Origin of the sequence: Streptomyces sp. 8N114 (assembly GCF_052245835.1) — a bacterium.
GTDB lineage: Bacteria > Actinomycetota > Actinomycetes > Streptomycetales > Streptomycetaceae > Streptomyces.
In genome coordinates this window covers 1-18,198 of record NZ_JBQQBT010000001.1, presented here as the reverse complement: position 1 = coordinate 18,198, position 18,198 = coordinate 1, and the positions used below count along the sequence as shown (strand labels likewise).

At 69.0% G+C, this 18,198-nt stretch carries 16 protein-coding genes; 11 read left to right on the top strand and 5 right to left on the bottom strand.

Annotated elements, in window-relative coordinates; translation table 11 throughout:
* Positions 1-30 precede the first annotated feature (30 nt).
* Positions 31-498: a WXG100 family type VII secretion target gene (locus ACTWQF_RS00080; protein ID WP_443275866.1), complete on the top strand. Its 468-nt coding sequence runs from the start codon at positions 31-33 to the stop codon at positions 496-498.
* A 72-nt stretch (positions 499-570) separates the two neighbouring features.
* Entirely contained in the window at positions 571-888 is a 318-nt protein-coding gene (locus ACTWQF_RS00075) for a WXG100 family type VII secretion target (protein ID WP_443275864.1), read from the top strand.
* A 126-nt stretch (positions 889-1,014) separates the two neighbouring features.
* On the opposite strand, the gene ACTWQF_RS00070 is transcribed toward ACTWQF_RS00075, so the two are convergent.
* Both ACTWQF_RS00070 and eccCa read right to left on the bottom strand, forming a co-directional pair.
* Positions 1,015-1,302: a DUF397 domain-containing protein gene (locus tag ACTWQF_RS00070; protein WP_443275862.1), complete on the bottom strand. Its 288-nt coding sequence runs from the start codon at positions 1,300-1,302 to the stop codon at positions 1,015-1,017.
* A gap of 131 nt (positions 1,303-1,433) precedes the next feature.
* Positions 1,434-5,405 carry a type VII secretion protein EccCa gene (eccCa, locus tag ACTWQF_RS00065; RefSeq protein WP_443275861.1) on the bottom strand — a complete coding sequence of 1,324 codons (3,972 nt, stop codon included), beginning with the start codon at positions 5,403-5,405 and terminating at the stop codon, positions 1,434-1,436.
* A gap of 238 nt (positions 5,406-5,643) precedes the next feature.
* On the opposite strand from eccCa, the gene eccD reads away from it, so the two are divergent.
* From eccD to ACTWQF_RS00035, 6 genes are all read left to right on the top strand, one after another.
* The gene (gene eccD / locus ACTWQF_RS00060; RefSeq protein ID WP_443275859.1) at positions 5,644-7,170 is read left to right on the top strand and encodes a type VII secretion integral membrane protein EccD; all 1,527 of its coding nucleotides are present in this window, start codon (positions 5,644-5,646) and stop codon (positions 7,168-7,170) included.
* Between the two features lie 93 nt (positions 7,171-7,263).
* Positions 7,264-7,554, top strand: a complete 291-nt coding sequence (gene rpsO / locus ACTWQF_RS00055; RefSeq protein ID WP_016470189.1) for a 30S ribosomal protein S15 — start codon at positions 7,264-7,266, stop codon at positions 7,552-7,554.
* Between the two features lie 344 nt (positions 7,555-7,898).
* Positions 7,899-10,148, top strand: a complete 2,250-nt coding sequence (locus ACTWQF_RS00050) for a polyribonucleotide nucleotidyltransferase (protein WP_443275858.1) — start codon at positions 7,899-7,901, stop codon at positions 10,146-10,148.
* Positions 10,145-11,551, top strand: a complete 1,407-nt coding sequence (locus ACTWQF_RS00045) for a M16 family metallopeptidase (RefSeq protein WP_443275856.1) — start codon at positions 10,145-10,147, stop codon at positions 11,549-11,551. The genes ACTWQF_RS00050 and ACTWQF_RS00045 overlap by 4 nt, the downstream gene beginning before the upstream one ends.
* 53 nt (positions 11,552-11,604) lie before the next feature.
* On the top strand, positions 11,605-12,357 hold the full coding sequence (dapB, locus tag ACTWQF_RS00040; protein WP_443275854.1) for a 4-hydroxy-tetrahydrodipicolinate reductase: 753 nt from the start codon (positions 11,605-11,607) through the stop codon (positions 12,355-12,357).
* Positions 12,358-12,380: 23 nt separating this feature from the next.
* Positions 12,381-12,833 carry a hypothetical protein gene (locus tag ACTWQF_RS00035; RefSeq protein ID WP_443275852.1) on the top strand — a complete coding sequence of 151 codons (453 nt, stop codon included), beginning with the start codon at positions 12,381-12,383 and terminating at the stop codon, positions 12,831-12,833.
* Between the two features lie 10 nt (positions 12,834-12,843).
* Here ACTWQF_RS00035 and ACTWQF_RS00030 read toward each other — a convergent pair whose 3' ends face one another.
* Positions 12,844-13,425, bottom strand: coding sequence for a hypothetical protein (locus ACTWQF_RS00030; protein WP_443275850.1), 582 nt, complete (start codon positions 13,423-13,425; stop codon positions 12,844-12,846).
* A 133-nt stretch (positions 13,426-13,558) separates the two neighbouring features.
* Entirely contained in the window at positions 13,559-13,795 is a 237-nt protein-coding gene (locus tag ACTWQF_RS00025; protein ID WP_443275848.1) for a hypothetical protein, read from the bottom strand.
* 267 nt (positions 13,796-14,062) lie between these two features.
* Between ACTWQF_RS00025 and thyX the strand changes: the two genes are divergently transcribed.
* The 3 genes from thyX to ACTWQF_RS00010 all read left to right on the top strand — a co-directional run bounded on the left by thyX (position 14,063) and on the right by ACTWQF_RS00010 (position 17,880).
* Entirely contained in the window at positions 14,063-14,800 is a 738-nt protein-coding gene (gene thyX / locus ACTWQF_RS00020) for an FAD-dependent thymidylate synthase (protein ID WP_443275846.1), read from the top strand.
* Between the two features lie 319 nt (positions 14,801-15,119).
* A complete protein-coding gene (dapA, locus tag ACTWQF_RS00015) occupies positions 15,120-16,019 on the top strand; it encodes a 4-hydroxy-tetrahydrodipicolinate synthase (protein WP_443275844.1) in 900 nt (299 codons plus the stop codon).
* A gap of 175 nt (positions 16,020-16,194) precedes the next feature.
* Complete coding sequence (locus ACTWQF_RS00010; RefSeq protein ID WP_443275842.1) at positions 16,195-17,880, top strand: ribonuclease J; 1,686 nt, start codon at positions 16,195-16,197, stop codon at positions 17,878-17,880.
* 113 nt (positions 17,881-17,993) lie between these two features.
* Here the strand turns inward: ACTWQF_RS00010 and ACTWQF_RS00005 are convergent.
* Positions 17,994-18,198 (bottom strand): hypothetical protein (locus tag ACTWQF_RS00005; protein ID WP_443275840.1); only part of this gene is annotated, 205 nt, incomplete at its 5' end.

Sequence of the window (18,198 nt, the reverse complement as noted above, 5' to 3'; positions counted from 1 at the left end):
GAACAATCCAAGACAGGGAGGGTCACATCCATGGTAGATGGTGCTGCAAGTGCTGCAGGCTATGGCCAGAAGATTAGTTTCGATGAATTCACTACCTTCAAGAAGAACATCGACGAAATCCACAGGCAGTTGACCGGCAACGTGCGCCAACTTCAGACGCTCATCGGAATGGTAGGCAGCGGCACGGGCTGGCAGGGTGCGGCTGCGGCGGCCTTCCGTAAGGCGCAGAACAGCATCAACAACGACCACCACGCCATCAATCAGATGCTGAGTGGAATCATCGATGCGACCCAGGCGACCGCCAAGCTCGGTGTCGGCAACGACGATGAAATCCTCCAGCAGTTCCAGCACATCGACGTCAACGGTAGTGCTGCGGGCGGTGGCATCGATGCCGACAGCAAACTCGGCGGAATCAGCGCTGGGCTGGAGGGCAAGCTGGACGGCTCCAACTCGAACTACAACGGCGTCAACGCCGCCAGCAAGCTCGGTATGTACTGACAGCGATGCGGCGCGAAGGCGCTGCATCACTGTCGGCCCGCTGGATAGTCCCGTATCGCGATCGGAGAAAGCATGGCAGAGGACCCGCTGAGCTCGCTGAAGGTCAATTACTCCCACCTCGACGAAATCGCTCAGCAGATCAACATTCGCAAGAAGCTGGTCGAGCAGCAGATGCGAGACCTGTGGGCGGAGGTCAAGAAGGTTGACCAGGCCTGGGACGGTGAGGCCAGGGAGATGTTCAACGCGATCGAGAAGCAGTGGCAAGCGCGTGCGAACGACATCAGCACTCAGCTTGCCGCCGTGGAGAAAGTGATTCGCCACGGTAGCCCGCAGTATCAGGCCACGGATAAAAAGGCCGCTAGTCTCTTCGAGCAGATCAAGGGGCTGTAGTCCGGCAAAACAGGTGACAGGAATTGCCGAGAGGCGGCCCTGTCACCTGTTTTCCGTATTGCGTCGGCTTTTCGCGTCGGCGAGCAAGAGCCGTCTGCCAGCGGCGTTCCTCACCCGCGTGTCATGTCAGCGGGAAGCACCGCCGTCGTGAGGCTCCGCCGACTTTCCCCCGTTGTGCGGCATCGGCTCCAAGTCGAATTCCCCGTCCCGTGCCCCGAGTACGAACGCCTCCCACTCGGCGGCCGTGTAGCGCAGCACTACGTCCGGCTCTTTCGAGTTGCGCATGGCGACGGCGCCGCCGGGGAGGTGGGCGATCTCGACGCGTTCGTCCTCCGGACTGCCGGGGGCGCTCTCCCATACCGCGTCGGAGATGTCCATGGCGTACAGCTCTTCCTTTTCCTGCTGAGTACCCACAGCAGTTCTCCTTTCTCCGGCAACTCCGGTATTTCTCCGGTCTCTCCGGCATGCGGAGCACCCGGCTTCGGAGTGTCAGCCTACGTGGACGCGGCGCAACCATGCACCGCGTCCGATGAGCAGGCCCCAGCTCAGGTCTCGTCCGGCAGCCAGCCCAACTGCACCAGCGGCGTCCCCCGCTTGCGGGAGACGAAGAAACCGCGGCCGGCCGGCATGGGCCGGGGTCGGACATTGCCGAGCAGATCGCCTTCGTTGGGGTCGCCGGAGAGGACGACGCCCTGGGCACCGAGCTCCTTGATGCGGGTCATGAAGGACTCGAACATCGACCGGGAGGCGCCGGCGGAGCTGCGGGCGATCAGGAAGCGAACGCCGACATCGCGGGAGAACGGGAGGTGCTCGGTGAGGACGGCCAGCGGGTTGCCGCTGGAGGTGGCGACCAACTCGTAGTCGTCGACGACAACGAAGATCTGCGGGCCCGTCCACCAGCTGCGGTCACGCAGTTGCTGCGGCGTGACGTCGGAGGACGGAGCGCGCCGGTCCATCAGATCGCGGAGCGCGTTCATATGCGTCTCCATCGTGTTGGACATCGGCGCGTACTCCAGCAGATGGCTGTCCGGGATGGCACCGAGCAGCGAGCGCCGGTAGTCGCCGACGACGATCTTCGCCTCGTCGCCCGAGTACCGCTCGGTGATCTGTTTGACGAGCAGCCGCAGCAGCGCGGTCTTGCCGGATTCGCTCTCGCCGAAGACGAGCAAGAACGGATCGGTCTCGAAGTCGACGAAGACCGGCTCCAGGTTGTTCTCGTCGATGGCGAAGGCAACGCCGCGTTCGGGGTGTGCGCCGCCGCCGGGCAGGCGGGCGGCCGGGAGCTCCCGGGGGAGCAGCCTGACCTGCGGTGCGGGGTCGCCCTGCCAGTGGGCGCTGATGGTGTTGCACATCTCGGCGCTGGCGTCGGCGAGTTCGTCGTCGGAGCCGACGCCGTCGATGCGCGGGACGCCGGCCATGAAGTGCTGCGCGTCCATCGTCTGGCCGCGGCCCGGTACGCCGGGCGGGACGTTGGCGGCGACCTTGCGGTTGAACTCGGAGTCCATGGTGTCGCCGAGCCGCAGCTCCAGCCGGTTCATCAGCAGGTCCTTCAGGGCCGCCCGTACCTCCATGTTGCGGGAGGCGGTGATGACCAGGTGGACGCCATAGCCGAGGCCGCGCGCCGCGATGTCGTTGACGACGTCGCCCAGGCCCTCGTAGTCGTTGCGGAAGTTGCCCCAGCCGTCGATGACGAGGAAGACATCGCCCCATGGCTGGTCGGTGATCTCACCGCGGGCGCGGCGCCTGCGGTAGGTCGAGATGGAGTCGATGTTGTTGGCGCGGAAGTACTCCTCGCGGCGGTTGAGGATGCCGTAGACCTCGGCGACCGTACGGCGCACCCGCTCGGGGTCGAGGCGGGAGGCGATGCCGCCCACATGCGGCAGCCCGGAGACGGCCGACATGCCGCCACCGCCGAAGTCGAGCCCGTAGAACTGCACTTCGGCCGGGGTGTGGGTGAGGGCGAACGAGGAGATCAGGGTCCGCATCAGGGTGGACTTGCCGGACTGCGGGCCGCCGACGACCAGCATGTGGCCCGCGGCGCCGGCGAAGTCCAGATACAGCGGATCGCGCCGCTGCTCGAACGGCTTGTCCACCAGGCCGACCGGGACGACCAGCTGCCCCTGCCGCGGGTAGTCGGCGGCGGTCAGGCCACGGCCCTCCACGGGGCTGAGCTGCGGCAGCAGCTCGTCCAGCGGCGAGGCGCTGTCCAGCGGGGGCAGCCACACCTGGTGCGCCGGTGTGCCCTGGCCTTCGAGGCGCCGTACGACCACGTCCAGCACGGTGTCGGCGAGCGCGTCGTCGTCGGCGCCGGTGACGGGCTGTGCTGGCACGGGGGCCGCGTCCGGGTCGGGCCGCTGTACGGGCACCTCGGCGGCGGTGAACAGGACGGGCCGCCGGTTGGGGGCCAGCGGGCCGGCCGGCAGGTTGTCGCCGCCCGCGCGGTAGACGCCGGAGACGTACGCGGCCTTGAAGCGGGTCATCTCGTCGGTGCCGAACTTGAGGTAGCCGGAACCGGGCACCGAGGGCAGGTGGTAGGCGTCGGGCACGCCCAGCGCCGCGCGGGACTCGGCGGCGGAGAAGGTCCGCAGACCGACCCGGTAGGAGAGATAGGTCTCCAGCCCCCGCAGCCGGCCTTCCTCCAGCCGCTGCGAGGCCAGCAGCAGGTGCACACCCAGCGAGCGGCCGATGCGGCCGATCTGGATGAACATGTCGATGAAGTCCGGCTTGGCGGTGAGCAGCTCGCTGAACTCGTCGATGACCAGGACGAGCGACGGGATGGGGGAGAGCGGGGCGCCGGCCGCGCGCGCCTTCTCGTAGTCGTGGATGTTGGCGTAGTTGCCCGCGTCGCGCAGCATCTCCTGGCGCCGGTTGAGCTCGCCGCGGATCGAGTCGCCCATCCGGTCGACGAGGGTCAGGTCGTCGGCGAGGTTGGTGATCACGGCGGCGACATGCGGCATGTGCGCCATACCGGCGAAGGTTGCACCGCCCTTGAAGTCCGCGAGAACGAAGTTCAGCGTCTCGGAGGAGTGGGTGACGGCCAGGCCGAGCACCAGGGTGCGCAGCAGCTCCGACTTACCGGAACCGGTCGCGCCCACGCACAGCCCGTGCGGGCCCATACCGTCCTGCGCCGCCTCCTTGAGGTCGAGCATCACAGGCTGGCCGTCCTCGCCCACACCGATGGGCACCCGCAGCCGCTCGGCCTGTGAGCGCGGCCGCCAGGTGCGGGAGACGTCCACCGAGGCGGCGTCGCCCAGGCTGAGCAGGTCGGTGAACTCCAGCTTGGCCAGCAGGGGTTCGTCGCCGTCGTCGCCGGAGCCGACCCGCAGCGGAGCGAGCTGCCGGGCCACCGCCTCGGCCGCCTCGTAGGAGAGGGCGTCCGGGGTTCCCTCGTAGACCATGCCCTGGCCCGACTCCAGGCGCAGGGCCCGCCGGTCGACGACGACCGACAGGCCGCCGCGAGCCACGTCGATGTCGCCGGGGACGATCTCGACGATGGTGACGCCCTGCAGCCCTTCCGGTGCGGCCAGCAGCGAGTTGGGCAGCACCGAGGTGCCGTCCAGGACGACGACGATGTGCGGCGCTTCCATGACCGGCTCGGCGGCGGAGCTGAACCGGGGCCGTCCCTCCAGCCGGGCGGAGAGCAGCTCCTCCATCTCGATCGTGTCGCCGACGATCAGGCGTCGTGTACCCGCGCCGTCGGCCTGGTCCTTGACCTGCGCATGCGGCAGCCACTTGGCCCAGTCCCAGGCACCGTAGGACTCGCGGCCCGCGGCGACGGCGATCACCAGATCCTCGGGGGAGTGCATCGCGGCGAGCGAGCACAGCAGGGCGCGTGCCGAGGCGTACACCGAGTCGGGGTCGCCGCTGACGGTCACGTGGTAGAAGGCCCGCAGCGACACGGCCATGGGCAGCCCGTCGACAGTGGCGTGGGTGTTGATGAACTGATGCATCGCGCCGACCGTGAGCGGCTCCAGTTCGTCGACCGGCGCCGTCTCCGGGCTGATCAGCGGGGTGGCCAGCTGCTGTACGCCCAGTCCGACACGCACCTGCCCGAAGTCCACGTCGGAAGGACGCCGCTCCCACACCCTGCTGCCCTCGGCCACCAGGGACCACAGCTGGTCGGGCGCGGGGTGCAGATAGAACTGGGCGTCCCGCTGCTTGAGCGCCGTCTTGCGGACCGCGCGACGCGTCTGTGCCAGGTACTTGAGGTAGTCCCGCCGCGACTGTGCCATCTCCCCCTGGGTGCCTCGGCGCATCCGGACAATCATGGCGATGACCATGGCGAGCGTCGAGAACAGCATCAGGACACCCATGATCTTCATCATCGGGTGGGAGTTCATGCCGGGCATGAGGAAGTACACGCTGGAGCCGCCCATGCCGAGCATCGGCAGAACCTGCATCCACATGCCCTCCTGCTGCCCCTTGGGCAGCTCGGGCGGCGGTTCCAGCCGGAGTTCCTCGCCGGGCACTTCGGGAGGCAACGCCCGAGGCGGACGCTTGACGACGATCTGGGTCACTCGCGCACCAATTTCCCTTGCGTTCCCTTAGGTTCCCTGCATCTAGGTTCCCTGAGTCCCTGGGCGGAAGGAACGGTTCGGTGCGGGCACCCCCGTGGTGACGGCCCCTCCTGGACGGTCCCCCTCCGCGGCTGGCGATCCTAGTGGCACAGTGAGTTGACCGGGAGCGGTAGGGTGTCGCGCGCTGCCGCCGTGACCGTGGCAGCCGCCCAGCAGGCTCTTCGAGGGGGACACACAGGTGAGTACGACGGCTTCCGCCGCGGCCACCGGATCCGGCGGGCAGCCGGGCTCCGGCGGTGCCCGAGGTGCGGCCGGTCCGTCCGGCCGGGCGGCCGGGTCGGCCCTGGACACCGGCTTCAGCCGGGTGACCATCGTCGCGCCCGACAGCCGGATCGACGTCGCGCTCCCCGAGGACATTCCGGTCGCCGACCTCTACCCGGAGATTCTGCGGCTCTCCGGCCAGAGCCCGGCGGCGGGTGCGCCCGTCGGCTACCACCTGGTGCGCCGTGACGGCACGGTCCTGGACAGCTCCCGCTCGTTCGCGGCCCAGCGCATTCTCGACGGCGAGGTGCTCAGCCTGCGCCCGTTCGCCGAGTCGCTGCCGCCCGCCGTCTTCGACGACGTCTCCGACGCGGTCGCCTCCGCCGTCACCCGTGACCGCCGGCTGTGGGGCGACGGCATGATGCGCGCCGCCGGACTGATCGGCGGCGGTGTGCTGCTGGCGCTGATGGCGGTCGTGCTGTGGTTCTCCGACCCGGCCGGTCACGACATGCACGGACTGGCGGGCGTTCTGGCGGCCGTCACCGGTGTGCTGCTGATGGCGCTGTCCGCCGTACGGGCCCGCGTCTACGACGACCGGCCCACCGCCGTCACGTTCGGCCTTGCGGCCATGCCGCATCTGATGGTGGCGGGCAGCGGCCTGCTGCCCCTGGAAGAGGGGCTGGGCATCGGCAGGCTCCAGTTCCTGCTCGGCTGTGTGACCGTGCTGCTGGCGTCCGCCATCCTGATCGCGCTCACTCCCAACGGGGACGGCCCGTTCGTCGCCGCCGCCTTCACCTCGACCATCGGCACCCTGATCACCTTCATCGCGATCGTGTCCGACCTGCCCCCGGTGGAGACGGCCGCCATCTGCGCGCCCCTCGCCGTCGGCGTGCTCGCGTTCCTGCCGGGGCTCTCGACCCGCTTCGCGCGGCTGCCGATCGGCTTCGAGGCCACCCGGCCCCAGATGAGCGACTACGACGCCGACCCGGACGCGGCGCCGGAGACCCAGGGGGCGATCGACGCCGAGCGGATCGCGGCGCAGGCGCGGCGCGGTCACGAGCTGCTGGTCGGTCTGGTCGGCGGCTGCGCCGCCGTGGTCGTCGTCTCCACGGCGGTGCTCAGCTTCTCCACGTCCGGCTGGGGGCAGCTGCTCGCCCTCGCCACCGGCATCGCGATGCTGCTGCGCGCCCGCCTCTTCCGCTACACCTCGCAGGTCAGTAGCTCCCTGATCGCCGGTCTCGCGGCGCTGCTGCTGCTCGGCGTCGGACTGGCGGGGGACTTTCCCACCGGCGGTGACGCGCTGCGCACCGTGTGGCTGAGCGCCGCGCTCGCCGGTGCCGCGGTGCTGGCCGTCGCCATCGGTCTGGCCGTTCCGAGCAAGGGCGTGACCCCCTTCTGGGGCCGTTTCGTGGAGATCCTGGAGACGTTCGTCCTGCTCACGCTGGTACCGCTGTGCCTGGCGGTGATGAACGTCTACTCGGCGGCCCGCAGTCTCACCAGCTAGCCACTGATACCCTGTACCGGCCTCCCGAGTATCGAAGACTCCCCTGTGATGCAGACCAGGGGCGCTCGGCGGCCAGAACCCCGAGGAGTACGAGTGTCGTCTCTCGACGCCGCGACGAAGAAGCAGATCATCTCCGAGTTCGCCACCAAGGAAGGTGACACCGGCTCCCCCGAGGTCCAGGTGGCGCTGCTCTCCCGTCGCATCAGCGACCTGACCGAGCACCTGAAGACCCACAAGCACGACCACCACTCGCGCCGTGGTCTGCTGCTGCTGGTCGGCCAGCGTCGCCGCCTGCTGCAGTACCTGGCGAAGAAGGACATCCAGCGCTTCCGTGCGCTTGTCGAGCGCCTCGGCATCCGCCGCGGCGCGGCGGGCGCCCGCTAGAACGTGACGGAGGGAGCGGTTCCCGGACCCGGGGGCCGCTCCCTTCGCCGTATCGCAGTACGGCCGCTCGCCGTATCGCAGTACGACAGCATCTCGCGGAACGTAGAACCTTTGTAGTCTTGTCACGCGAGACAAAGTCGCGAGACAAAGCAGTAAGACACCACCGACAGCATGAGAAGGGAGCGCACCCGAGACGCCGGTCCTCGGTAGTGGCCCCCGGACCCGTGGAACACCCGCGGAGGCACCGGGAGCTTCGATCGAAGACCGGCCCGCACCGGGAGCGCTCCTGAGTACACAGTCCGCCGCGACAACGAGCTGCGGACGCAGACGAGGAGATTTTCCTGGTGGAGAACGAGACCCACTACGCCGAGGCCGTCATCGACAACGGCTCCTTCGGTACCCGTACCATCCGCTTCGAGACCGGCCGGCTGGCCAAGCAGGCCGCCGGTTCCGCCGTGGCCTACCTGGACGACGACACCATGGTGCTGTCGGCCACCACCGCCTCGAAGCAGCCCAAGGACCAGCTGGACTTCTTCCCCCTGACGGTCGACGTCGAGGAGCGGATGTATTCCGCGGGCAAGATCCCCGGCTCCTTCTTCCGTCGTGAGGGCCGCCCGTCCGAGGACGCGATCCTCACCTGCCGGCTGATCGACCGGCCGCTGCGCCCCTCGTTCAAGAAGGGCCTGCGCAACGAGATCCAGATCGTAGAGACGATCATGGCGCTCAACCCCGACCACCTCTACGACGTGGTCGCCATCAACGCCGCCTCCTGCTCCACGCAGCTGGCAGGACTGCCCTTCTCCGGCCCGATCGGCGCCACCCGCGTCGCTCTGATCAAGGGCCAGTGGGTCGCCTTCCCGACCCACACCGAGCTGGAGGAGGCCGTCTTCGACATGGTCGTCGCGGGCCGTGTGCTGCCCGACGGTGACGTGGCCGTGATGATGGTCGAGGCCGAGGCCACCGAGAAGACCATCGAGCTGGTCAAGGGCGGCGCCGAGGCACCGACCGAGGAGGTCGTGGCCGCCGGTCTGGAGGCCGCGAAGCCGTTCATCAAGGTGCTGTGCAGGGCGCAGGCCGACCTCGCCGCGAAGGCCGCCAAGCCCACCGGCGAGTTCCCGATCTTCCTGGACTACCAGGACGACGTCCTGGATGCCCTGACCGAGGCCGTCCGCGACGAGCTCGCGCAGGCGCTGACGATCGCGGGCAAGCAGGAGCGCGAGACCGAGCTGGACCGCGTCAAGGCGCTGGCAGCGGAGAAGCTGCTCCCGCAGTTCGAGGGCCGCGAGAAGGAGATCTCCGCCGCCTACCGCTCGCTGACCAAGACCCTGGTGCGCGAGCGCGTCATCAAGGAGAAGAAGCGCATCGACGGCCGCGGCGTCACGGACATCCGTACGCTGGCCGCCGAGGTCGAGGCCATCCCGCGGGTGCACGGCTCGGCGCTGTTCGAGCGCGGCGAGACCCAGATCCTGGGCGTGACCACGCTGAACATGCTCCGCATGGAGCAGCAGCTGGACACCCTCTCGCCGGTGACCCGCAAGCGCTACATGCACAACTACAACTTCCCGCCCTACTCCACCGGTGAGACGGGCCGCGTCGGCTCCCCCAAGCGCCGCGAGATCGGCCACGGTGCGCTGGCCGAGCGCGCGCTGGTGCCGGTGCTGCCGACCCGCGAGGAGTTCCCGTACGCGATCCGGCAGGTCTCCGAGGCGCTGGGCTCCAACGGCTCGACGTCCATGGGATCGGTCTGCGCCTCCACGATGTCGCTGCTGAACGCCGGTGTGCCGCTGAAGGCCCCGGTCGCCGGTATCGCCATGGGTCTGATCTCCCAGGAGATCGAGGGCGAGACGCACTATGTGACGCTGACCGACATCCTCGGTGCCGAGGACGCGTTCGGCGACATGGACTTCAAGGTCGCCGGCACCAAGCAGTTCGTCACCGCGCTCCAGCTCGACACCAAGCTGGACGGCATTCCGGCCTCCGTGCTGGCCGCGGCCCTCAAGCAGGCCCGCGACGCGCGGCTGCACATTCTCGACGTGATGACCGAGGCCATCGAGGTCCCGGACGAGATGTCCCCGAACGCGCCGCGGATCATCACGGTGAAGATCCCGGTGGACAAGATCGGTGAGGTCATCGGCCCGAAGGGCAAGATGATCAACCAGATCCAGGAGGACACCGGCGCCGACATCACCATCGAGGACGACGGCACCATCTACATCGGTGCCGCCGACGGCCCGGCCGCCGAGGCAGCGCGTGCCACGATCAACGGCATCGCCAACCCGACGATGCCCGAGGTCGGCGAGCGCTACCTGGGCACCGTCGTGAAGACGACCACCTTCGGCGCCTTCGTCTCGCTGCTGCCCGGCAAGGACGGTCTGCTGCACATCTCGCAGATCCGCAAGCTGGCCGGCGGCAAGCGGGTGGAGAACGTCGAGGACGTCGTCGGCGTGGGCCAGAAGGTCCAGGTCGAGATCGCCGAGATCGACCAGCGCGGCAAGCTCTCGCTGATCCCCGTCCTGGACGAGTCCGAGTCCGACAGCGGCTCCGACGCGTCCGAGGCCGGCTCCCCCGACACCGAGGACGAGACCGCGAAGTGACGCGTACGTTCCGTACGACGGCCCGCCCCGCCATCCCGGCAGGGCGGGCCGTCGCCCGTACCAAGACCCGCGAAAAGACCCGCACCCAGACCCTGATCCCGGGGCAGAACGGCGCGGGAACCGTCCGCAGGAGCGTGCTGCCAGGCGGGCTCCGGGTGATCACCGAGACCCTGCCGACGGTCCGCTCCGCAACGTTCGGCATCTGGGCGCACGTCGGCTCCCGCGACGAGACGCCCGCGCTGAGCGGCGCCACGCACTATCTGGAGCACCTGCTCTTCAAGGGCACCGAGCGGCGCAGCGCGCTGGAGATCTCCGCGGCGCTGGACGCGGTGGGCGGCGAGATGAACGCCTTCACCACCAAGGAGTTCACCTGCTACTACGCGCGGGTCCTGGACGCCGATCTGCCGCTGGCCATCGATGTCGTCTCCGACATGCTCACCAGCTCCGTGATCGACCCGGCCGAGGTCGAGTCCGAGCGCGGCGTCATCCTCGAAGAGATCGCGATGACGGAGGACGACGCGAGTGACTGCGTCCACGATCTGTTCGCACACACCATGTTCGGCGACACCCCGCTGGGCCGCCCCGTGCTGGGCACCGTCGACACCGTCAACGCACTGACCCGCGACCAGGTGGCCCGCTTCTACAGGAAGCACTATGACCCCACCCGGCTGGTGGTCGCCGCCGCCGGAAACCTCTCCCACGAGAAGGTCGTACGGCAGGTGCGGGCCGCGTTCGACCGCGCCGGCGCCCTGGAACGCACGGCCGGTGCCGATCCGGTCGGACCCCGCTCGGGCAGCCGTACGCTGCGCAGCGGTGGCCGCGTCGACTTCCTCGACCGGCCGACCGAGCAGGCCCACCTGGTGCTCGGCATGCCCGGCGTCTCCCGGCACGACGAACGCCGCTGGCCACTCGCGGTGCTCAGCACCGCGCTCGGCGGCGGCATGAGCTCCCGGCTCTTCCAGGAGATCCGCGAGCGCCGCGGCCTGGCCTACAGCACCTACGCCTACACCTCCGGCTACGCGGACTGCGGCCTCTTCGGCGTCTATGTGGGCTGCCGTCCCAGCCAGGTGCCCGACGTACTCAAGATCTGCCGCGAGGAGCTCGACAGTGTCGCGCGCCACGGGCTGAGCGACGACGAGGTGCGCCGCGCCGTCGGACAGCTCTCCGGCTCCACGGTGCTCGGCCTGGAGGACACCGGAGCGCTGATGCACCGCGTCGGCAAGAGCGAGCTGTGCTGGGGCGAGCAGATGTCCACGGACGACATGCTCGCCAAGATCGCCGCGGTCACCCCCGACGACGTCCGCGACGTGGCCCGCGACGTGCTGGACCGGCGCCCCTCGGTGGCCGCCATCGGGCGGCTCACCGACCGCCAGACCGCCCATCTGCACGAGGCCGTGGCCTGAGCCTGACGGTCCCCGGCCCCTCCCCCCTCTCTGACACGTAAGGAACGAGCACAATGAGCAAGCTGCGGGTAGCCGTCCTCGGCGCGAAGGGCCGGATGGGCTCCGAGGCCGTACGGGCCGTCGAGGGTGCCGACGACATGGAGCTGGTCGCGGCCCTCGGCAGCGGCGACCCGCTCGGGGCGCTGACCGAGGCGGGCACCCAGGTCGCCGTCGACCTCACCCGCCCGGACGCCGTCATGGGCAACCTGGAGTTCTGCCTGGCCAACGGCATTCACGCCGTCGTCGGCACCACCGGCTGGACGGACGAGCGGCTGGCGACCGTACGCGCCCAGCTCGCCGAGTCGCCCGGCACCGGCGTGCTCATCGCCCCCAACTTCGGTATCGGTGCCGTGCTGACGATGCGCTTCGCGCAGCAGGCGGCCCGCTTCTTCGAGTCCGTCGAGGTCGTCGAGCTGCACCACCCCGGCAAGGCCGACGCCCCCAGCGGTACCGCCGTCCGCACCGCCCAGCTCATCGCCGAGGCCCGCGAGGCCGCGGAACTGCCCGCCCAGCCGGACGCCACCACCACGTCGCTGGAAGGCGCCCGGGGCGCCGACGTGGACGGGGTCCCCGTGCACGCCGTACGGCTGCGCGGCCTGGTCGCGCACCAGGAGGTCCTCTTCGGCGACGAGGCCGAGACGCTCACCATCCGCCACGACTCCCTGCACCGCAGCTCGTTCATGCCGGGCGTCCTGCTGGGCGTACGCAAGGTTCCCGGCGCCCCGGGGCTCACCTTCGGCCTCGAACACTTCCTCGATCTGGACTGACCGCACCGACGGAGCACAGCAGCATGCGCGCGAAGATCACCTACTTCCTCCTGGCCGCCGTCCTGGTCGTCTACTTCGTCCTGGTCGGCAGCCGGGGCGTGCTGCTGATCGAGCAGGGCACCGCCGTCACCGTCCCGTTCGGCATCGCCGTGCTGGTGCTGCCCTTCATCGGGGGCTGGTTCCTGTGGCACACCACGCGCTTCGCACGGCGTGCCGGACGGCTGGCGCGGCTGTTGGAGGCGGAGGGCGGGCTGCCCGTCGACGAGCTCGAACGTACGCCCTCCGGACGTATCGACCGCGCCTCGGCGGACGCGGTTTTCGCCCGACGCCAGGTCGAGACGGAGGAGAACCCGGACGACTGGCGCTCCTGGTTCCGCCTCGCCGTCGCCTACCACGACGCCCGCGACACTCCCCGGGCCCGTAAGGCGATGCAGCACGCGATCGCCCTGCACGCGGCAAGCACCCGCAAGACGTAAGTTTCTCCGTCTACCGCGACTCGGCAGCCCAGCCCTCGATGACATCGGCCGCGCGATCGAAAGCCTGCGGCCGGGAAAGAAAGTCGGCGTTGTGGCTGGTCAGCAGGGCCCGCTCAGCGTCGTCGGGAACCGCAGCGTCGCGCTGGCCAGCGGCCTGCCCCGCAGGCATCAGCACCAGCGCCTGCCCCTGCACAGTACGCGGCAGCCCCAGCCACCGCACGGGCCGCTGCACGGTGCGCAACGTGCCCACCTCGGCCCAGCGCCGCGTCGTCGTACGGAGCAGCCCGACCTGACGCAGCCCGTACGAACTGACCCACACCCCGGCGCGCAGCAGCCGCACCGCGAGGGCTATCAGCAGCACCCCGCAACCGGCGCATATCGCGCCGCTCGGCAATCCGCCGGCGAGGGTGATGATCAGCGCGGAGAAGAGCACATAGGACGCGAGAAGCAACAGCAGCGCGCCGCCACCGACCCGCCAGGGGCCCGGGCGGTAGGGGCGCCGCCACAGATCACGGTCGGCCTCGGCGAGAGTCACCGACTGGGCCGCATGCACGGCGTCTTCGCGGTCGGCCGTCACAAAGGGCAGGGGCACGGCAAGGTCCTCGCTCGCTCACGACAGGGGCTTGGCCCGCGGCTGCTCGCCGCAGCGGTGTGAGCGGTGACATTAGCGAGGCCGGATGGACCCGGCCACCCCCGGGTGCCGTTCCCGGGGGTGGCTGTAAGGGTCAGCGGCCCTCGGCCGCTGCCGGAGGCTCATGCGACGGGCTCTGATTGTCGCTGAGTGCCGGCAGTCCGAGCAGGACCGATCCCACGAGCCCGGCGACGACGGTCAGCCCCACCAGGGCGCTGCCTGCGACCTGGCGGAAGCTTCGACGGGCAGGGGGCGGCGGGGTGACATTGCTGCGGAACCGATCGGCCTCAGCTATGAAGCTGAACGGGACTGACTCTCCGCGGCGGGACATGAAGGTGTGCTCCTGCGTGATCGTTCTGGGCTGGTTATGGAGTGAACGTCCGGGTCGGCGGCAGAGTGCCCGCTGTCGATGGACGCATGTGAAAAATATCAACCGGGACCAAGGGGTATGTCACCGGGGTCGCGTTTCTTCGCCATGAGACTCGTTTGTCCGGTTAAGCATGATCAAAGCGGGCTATCTTCCCCGCGCAACTCCGGCTGTCGGACCCTCCCCTTAGGCTGGCCCCGCTCTGGCAGATGTACGTGGAAGGACCAGCCGGTGACCGAAACCCCCGCCTCGCCCGCCCCCAGTTTCCGCAGCGATATGACGGTCGAGCTGGTCAAGCACAGCGCATCCGACACCGACGTGCTCTGGGCGGCCCGGGTCTCCACCGCGGGCGAGCAGTCCCTGGAGGAGCTGACCAAGGACCCGGAGCGCTCCAAGGGCTTGATCAACTTCCTGATGCGGGACCGCCACGGCAGCCCCTTCGAGCACAACTCCATGACGTTCTTCATCAGCGCCCCGCTCTTCGTCTTCCGGGAGTTCCACCGCCACCGCGTGGGGTGGTCCTACAACGAGGAGTCGGGCCGCTACCGCCGGCTGCAACCCGTCTTCTACATCCCGGATGCATCCCGCAAGCTCGTCCAGCAGGGCCGCCCGGGCAAGTACGAGTTCGTGCCGGGCACCGAGGAACAGCACGAGCTGACGAGCCGCTCCATGGCGGACGTCTACCGGAAGGCGTACGAGACGTATGAGGAGATGCTGGCAGCCGGTGTCGCCCGCGAGGTCGCCCGTGCGGTGCTGCCGGTGGGGCTCTACTCCTCGATGTACGCAACCTGCAACGCCCGCTCCCTGATGCACTTCCTCGGCCTGCGCACCCAGCACGAGCAGGCCAAGGTGCCCAGCTTCCCGCAGCGCGAGATCGAGATGGTGGGGGAGCTGATGGAGGCGCAGTGGGCCAAGCTGATGCCCCTGACCCACGCCGCGTTCAACGCCAACGGCCGCATCGCGCCCTGACGCTCACCCCGGCGGTGCGGCGGGCGCCGCGGGCGCCGCTGCCCCGGAGAAGCTGGGCCTCACCCCTACCGCGCCCCTACCCGCCGGTCGGCGGGGTGCGGGAGGTGTCCACATTGCGGCGTTTGAAGAAGTTCATTTAGGGTGATTGTGCGGTCCCGGCACTGCCTGAACCCCCGAGCAGGCAGTGCCGGGGCCCCTCTTCACCGCCCACTCGATACCGGCACCTCACCGCTTTCCCGGCGGATTCCCCGGCGGATCGGCGCCGCCTCGGCAGCCCCGAGGGAGCGTCGCGGGGTGCGCTGCGAGTAGCGTGGACCCTATGGCTCCGACCTCCACACCGCAGACGCCCTTCGGGCGGGTCCTGACCGCCATGGTCACGCCGTTCACCGCGGACGGCGCGCTCGACCTCGACGGCGCGCAGCAGCTCGCCGCCCACCTGGTGGACGCCGGCAACGACGGCCTTGTCGTCAACGGCACCACGGGCGAGTCCCCGACCACCACCGATGCGGAGAAAGCCCAGCTCGTCAAGGCGGTCGTGGAGGCCGTAGGGGATCGGGCGCATGTCGTCGCCGGGGCCGGCACCAACGACACGGCACACAGCCTCGAGCTGGCCCGCGGTGCGGAGAAGGCCGGCGCGCACGGCCTCCTTGCGGTGACGCCGTACTACAGCAAGCCTCCGCAGGAGGGTCTGTACCGGCACTTCACCGCCATCGCGGACGCCACGGATCTTCCGGTGATGCTCTACGACATCCCGGGCCGCAGCGGGGTCCCAATCAACACCGAGACGATCGTCCGTCTCGCCGAGCACCCGCGCATCGTCGCCAATAAGGACGCCAAGGGCGACCTCGGCCGCGCGAGCTGGGCCATCGCGACCAGCGGCCTCACCTGGTACAGCGGCGATGACATGCTCAACCTCCCGCTGCTGTCCGTCGGTGCCATCGGCTTCGTCTCCGTGGTCGGCCACGTCGTCACGCCCGAGCTGCGCGCCCTGCTGGAGGCGCACCTGAGCGGCGACGTCGCCAAGGCGACCGAGATCCACCAGAAGCTGCTCCCGGTCTTCACCGGCATGTTCCGCACCCAGGGCGTCATCACCACCAAGGCCGCGCTCGCCCGCCTGAGCCTCCCGGCAGGGCCGCTGCGCCTTCCGCTGGTCGAGCTGTCCCCCGAGGAGCTGGAGCAGCTCAAGCACGATCTCGCCCACGGCGGGGTACATCTGTAGGTCCCAGACTTCAACAACTGCATACCGCCGGACAACGGCAGCAGTGCACGACAGTGCATGACCCTTTGGAACAAGCACGACACGTACGGACGACACGTGCGTCTGCGTGCGCATCATGAATATCGCGCGCCACGTGCCCAGGCGGGTGCGTGGCGCGCGTGGTAAGGAGTGTCTTTTGAGTCATCCGCATCCCGAGCTTGGCCCACCGCCGAAGCTCCCCGAGGGTGGCCTCCGCGTCACCCCTCTGGGCGGCCTCGGTGAGATCGGCCGCAACATGACCGTCTTCGAATACGGCGGCAGGCTTCTGATCGTCGACTGCGGCGTCCTCTTCCCCGAGGAGGAGCAACCCGGCATCGACCTGATCCTCCCCGACTTCACCTGCCTCCGGGACCGCCTCGACGACATCGACGGCATCGTCCTCACCCACGGCCACGAGGACCACATCGGTGGCGTGCCCTATCTGCTGCGGGAGAAGGCCGACATCCCGCTGATCGGCTCCAAGCTGACCCTCGCCCTGATCGAGGCCAAGCTCCAGGAGCACCGCATCCGGCCCTACACCCTCGAGGTCGAGGAAGGGCACCTCGAGCGCATCGGCCCCTTCGACTGCGAGTTCCTCGCGGTCAACCACTCCATCCCCGACGCTCTCGCCGTCGCGATCCGCACCCCTGCGGGCATGGTCGTCCACACCGGCGACTTCAAGATGGACCAGTTGCCGATGGACGGCCGCCTCACCGACCTGCGGGCCTTCGCCCGCCTCGGTGAAGAGGGCATCGACCTGCTGCTGAGCGACTCGACCAACGCCGAGGTCCCCGGCTTCGTGCCCCCCGAGCGCGAGATCTCCTCGGTGCTGCGCCAGGTCTTCTCCAGCGCCCAGAAGCGGATCATCGTCGCCAGCTTCGCCAGCCATGTGCACCGCATCCAGCAGATCCTGGACGCCGCCCACGAACACGGCCGCCGCGTCGCCTTCGTCGGCCGTTCCATGGTCCGCAACATGGGCATCGCCCGTGACCTCGGCTACCTCCAGGTCCCGGCCGGCCTCGTCGTCGACGTCAAGACGCTCGACGATCTGCCGGACGACGAGGTCGTGCTGGTCTGCACCGGCTCCCAGGGCGAGCCCATGGCCGCCCTCTCCCGGATGGCCAACCGTGACCACCAGATCCGTATCGTCCAGGGCGACACGGTGATCCTGGCCTCGTCCCTCATCCCGGGCAACGAGAACGCCGTCTACCGCGTGATCAACGGCCTGACCCGCTGGGGAGCCAACGTCGTCCACAAGGGCAACGCCAAGGTCCATGTCTCCGGGCACGCCTCCGCGGGCGAGCTGCTGTACTTCTACAACATCTGCCAGCCCAGGAATCTGATGCCGGTCCACGGCGAATGGCGCCACCTGCGCGCCAACGCGGAGCTGGGTGCGGCGACCGGCGTGCCCCACGACCGCATCGTGATCGCCGAGGACGGCGTCGTCGTCGATCTGCTCGACGGCAAGGCCAAGATCACCGGCAAGGTCCAGGCGGGCTACGTCTACGTCGACGGCCTCTCGGTCGGTGACGTCACCGAGTCCTCCCTCAAGGACCGCCGCATCCTCGGTGACGAGGGCATCATCTCCATCTTCATCGTGGTCGACAGCACCACCGGCAAGATCGTGGGCGGACCTCACCTCCAGTCCCGGGGCTCCGGGATCGACGAGGCCGACTTCGCCGCGGTCCTCCCGAAGATCGACGAGGCACTCGCCAAGTCCGCGCAGGACGGCGTCGCGGAGACCCACCAGCTCCAGCAGCTGGTGCGCCGCACGGTCGGCAAGTGGGTCTCGGACACCTACCGCCGTCGCCCGATGATCCTCCCGGTGGTCGTCGAGGTCTGACCTTCCGTCAGGGCCCCTGTGAGGGCCCGCGGGTGAGCGGGGCGCCTCGATTTGCCTCCAGGCGCCCCGCTCCAGTACGTTTACATCTCCACCGCATCGGGAGCCCGGGCGCTCTACTGCCTGGGGACGATCGATTGCCAGGAATCCGAAATCAGCTCGGAAACGAGTCGGGAAAGGATTCTGGTAAGGTTGGAAACACCGAAAGGGCAAACGTCCGGAGAAGCCGGTGAGACGGTTTCGAAGGAAGCGTCCGTTCCTTGAGAACTCAACAGCGTGCCAAAAGTCAACGCCAGATATGTTGATACCCCGGCCTGTCGA